This is a genomic window from [Clostridium] aminophilum DSM 10710, from assembly GCF_000711825.1.
Classification (GTDB): Bacteria; Bacillota; Clostridia; order Lachnospirales; family Lachnospiraceae; genus Clostridium_R; species Clostridium_R aminophilum.
Window position 1 is genome coordinate 1 of sequence record NZ_JONJ01000033.1, and the last position, 3612, is coordinate 3612.

Genomic DNA, 3612 nt, shown 5'->3' on the forward strand with positions numbered 1-3612 from the left:
GAAGGTATATTCCTTCGATGGCCCGGTGGCTCAGTTGGTTAGAGCGCCGCCCTGTCACGGCGGAGGTCATGGGTCCGAGTCCCATCCGGGTCGTTCTTCGACAAGAGTTCGCGAAAGCGGGCTCTTTTTTTGTTTCATAGGAAATTTCCCCGAAATTCCCTATGAAACAAAACGCTCCGCGAGGATGCGTGCTCTGCTGTCGCACATCAATTCTTTCGTTCAATAAATTTTCATAATAATCCCCCAAAAGCTATGATAGAATAGAATTGACTTCCGATTTTTACACGAGAAGGAGATGATTTTCTATGGAACTGAAACTCGAGACCGATTACATCGAATACCGTCCGGGGATGACCCTGACGGATGCATTTTCCAACGATAAAATCCCGATGCTTCAAATGAAGCACTTAAGACAATTGGATTTCCCGATCACCCGGCGCATTTCCTACGAGCGCACGGTGGATGAATTTCTTTTGCAGCTGGCGGTCAACGACGCGCTTCGCCCGCTGAAAGAACATGCTTCGATGGTGATTCTTCTGGATGAACAGGGGGCGCTGATCGAGGATGAGGGCCGGTGGAGTCTTCTGTTTACGCCAAACCGGGGAGAGCTTGTGACTATGACCGATGACGCTCCGATGTATCCGGTGCTGAAATCGCTGCTGGAAAAAGAAAAGGAGGGAAGTGTCTGCTGTGTTGATGTTCCCCAGCGCAGCCTGAAGACCATTGTCTCCGGCATTTCTCCGTTCTGTATTCTCGATGAATACTGCAAGAAGCAGCCGGGCCGGTATCTTTCGGTGGCGGAGCGGATCGTCTTTGAGGGGCCGGAGGAGCTGTTTTCCCATGTGCCGGTTTGCCATTATGGAAGAATGTCGACGGTGGACCTTGAGGAAATTGAGAACTATCACTCGATCCGGGCGCTTTTTGAAGACTATATCTATCTGTACGATCACGACGATGACATGGAGCGTCAGCAGCCGCTTTCCGTGGCGGTGTTCGGCCCTCCGGGTGCGGGAAAATCGTTTGGTGTGAAACAGATTGCCAAGAGCTGCGGAAGATTTTCCATCACTTCGCTGAATCTTTCCCAGTATTCTTCCGCATCGGAGCTGTTTGAAGCTCTGGGTGAGGCGCTCCAGAGCGAGAAGAACATGATTCCTTTGGTATTCTTCGACGAATTTGATTCCGAACTGAACGGCGTCAGCCGCGGATGGCTGAAATATTTCCTTGCGCCGATGCAGGATGGTGAGTATACCAGAAACGGCCGCATTAACCGGATCGACGGTGCGGTATTTGTTTTTGCAGGCGCAACAGCCACCTCGTTTGAGGAATTTCTTCCGAAAGATTCGGAAGCGGAGGCAAAGTTCCGCAAGGTCAAGGGGCCGGATTTTGTCAGTCGCTTAAAGGGGATCCTGAATATCAAGGGCCCGAATCCGACCGGAATTACCGATCGAAGAAGTATTATCCGCAGAGCGATGCTGCTGCGGGAACAGATTGTCCGCAAAGTTCCGGGAATCTGCGATTCGGAAGGCGGTCTTGTCAACATTTCCAAGGGACTTCTGAGTGCGCTGTTAAATGTATCCGAATACCGGCATGGATCAAGATCGCTGGAATTTATTCTGGCGATGAGCCGTCTGTCCGAAGTAAACCGTTTTACGCCGTCCTGCCTTCCAATCGATGCACAGCTTGATATTCATCTGGATGTAAAGGATTTTCGAAGTAAACTTGCGTTTGAACAGATGATGGGCGATCAGGTCAACAAATATGCAAAGGTTGCGCACGAGGCTTACCGGACCCTTCATCGGATGGAGGCAGTAAAGATGGGCCTCACGCCGGAACAGCTGGAAGAGGTAGAACGCGAGCCGGAGATGGCGGAGTGGAATGATCTGGACGAGTTTTATAAAGAGGGCCATCGCTCGCAGATTCGTTTTCTCGGTGAAAAACTTCAGGCATACGATCTGAATATCGGTCTTAGGCCGATTCTGCCGGGAGCCTCCGATACGATTCAGGAGCTCTATGGCCCGACGCTGGAGCTTCTGGCAGAGATGGAACATCAGCGCTGGGTTCGTGACAAGATGGCAGACGGCTGGACATACGGACCGAAGGATTCGGAGCTGAAACGCAGCCCGGAGATGGTGCCGTATGACGAGCTTGATGAAAAGACGAAGGAATTTATCCGCGTCAGCGTGCGCTATGTTCCGAATTATCTGAATGAGCTGGGATATGAACTTTACCGGAAGTCCTATATCTGACGCGGAATTCTCGAAACAGAGAAAATAAATCGGGGGATAAGCAGACAGGGAAGGCGCGGGCCGGTGAGCTCCATATCGGAAGAGATGCATTGAAAGCTCGTGAATGGTGAGCCGCTTCGTTAGGTGAAAAAAATTGGTGAAAAAAATTGGTGAAAAAAATTTCAGATTACAGTTGACTTTCATGTATGAATAGTGTTAAATAAAATCAGTAACAGTTACTGATTTTTAAAAAGACAGGAGGCTGCAGTTGCAACGATTGAATCACAGCAGACAGCGGGAAGCGATTATGAACTGTCTTGCTCACCGTTTTGATCATCCGACCGCAGACATGTTGTACCACGACATTCAAAAGATTTACCCGAAGATCAGTCTTGGGACCGTCTATCGGAATCTGAATCTTCTCTCGGATATGGGGATGATCCAGCGATTCAGTACGGGAGACGGGAACGAGCACTATGACGCGAATACACAGCCGCATTATCATTTTGTCTGCAGAGAATGCGGAGCGGTCCGTGATATTCACGTTGTGATGCGCAGCAGCATCATTTCGGAAGTGGCACCGTATGTGGACGGAAAGATTGACTCGGCGGCGACATTTTTCTATGGCAAATGCGGCAGCTGTCTGAACAGCAAAGAAATCGAAAACAATCAACCGGTTTCCGAATAAGGAGGAAAAGACTATGGCAAAATGGGTATGCAGCGTTTGTGGTTATGTTTTTGAGGGTGAGCAGGCTCCGGAGAAATGTCCGGTCTGTCAGGCACCGGCTTCCAAGTTTGTAATGCAGGGCGATGATATGACATGGGCTGCAGAGCATGTGGTTGGTGTTGCTTCCGATGCACCGGATGACATCAAAGAGGACCTGAGATCGAATTTCCAGGGTGAGTGCTCTGAGGTTGGTATGTATCTTGCTATGAGCCGTGTTGCATACCGCGAGGGATATCCGGAGATTGGTGAGTATTATAAGACAGCAGCATTTGAAGAGGCTGAGCACGCTGCAAAGTTTGCGGAGCTTCTCGGTGAGGTTCTGACCGACAGCACAAAGAAGAACCTTCAGATGCGTGTTGAGGCGGAGAACGGCGCTACTGCCGGAAAGACCGATCTTGCAAAGAGAGCGAAGGCTCTGAATCTGGATGCGATCCATGACACCGTTCATGAGATGGCTCGCGACGAGGCAAGACACGGTAAGGCATTCCTTGGACTGCTGAACAGATATTTCAAGTAATCTAATCATTTAAATAATGATATTGTAAATGAAGAGGGTGGGATATTTCCCAATGTCATTAAGTTAGTATTGTATCCCGAGGCTGAAACTTTAAAGAGGGTGCTGAAATTGTTCCGGCATCCTCTTTTTCCATGTCTTTTTCC

3 protein-coding genes and 1 tRNA gene are annotated in these 3612 nt (G+C 49.4%); all 4 read left to right on the plus strand.

Annotation, left to right across the window (positions count from 1 at the left end; all coding sequences use genetic code 11):
* The first annotated feature begins 19 nt into the window (after window positions 1–19).
* A tRNA-Asp gene (locus tag BR86_RS0113555) sits at window positions 20–93 on the plus strand.
* A 212-nt stretch (window positions 94–305) separates the two neighbouring features.
* Window positions 306–2246, plus strand: coding sequence for a RyR domain-containing protein (locus BR86_RS15405; protein ID WP_031474770.1), 1941 nt, complete (start codon window positions 306–308; stop codon window positions 2244–2246).
* A gap of 247 nt (window positions 2247–2493) precedes the next feature.
* Window positions 2494–2913, plus strand: coding sequence for a Fur family transcriptional regulator (locus BR86_RS0113565; RefSeq protein ID WP_031474772.1), 420 nt, complete (start codon window positions 2494–2496; stop codon window positions 2911–2913).
* Between the two features lie 13 nt (window positions 2914–2926).
* A complete protein-coding gene (locus tag BR86_RS0113570) occupies window positions 2927–3469 on the plus strand; it encodes an NADH peroxidase (RefSeq protein WP_031474774.1) in 543 nt (180 codons plus the stop codon).
* Window positions 3470–3612: the final 143 nt, after the last annotated feature.

Excerpts from the sequence above, each read along its gene's own strand:
- BR86_RS15405 (WP_031474770.1), top strand. The coding sequence starts at position 306 with ATGGAACTGAAACTCGAGACCGATTACATCGAATACCGTCCGGGGATG.
- BR86_RS0113570 (WP_031474774.1), top strand. The coding sequence starts at position 2,927 with ATGGCAAAATGGGTATGCAGCGTTTGTGGTTATGTTTTTGAGGGTGAG.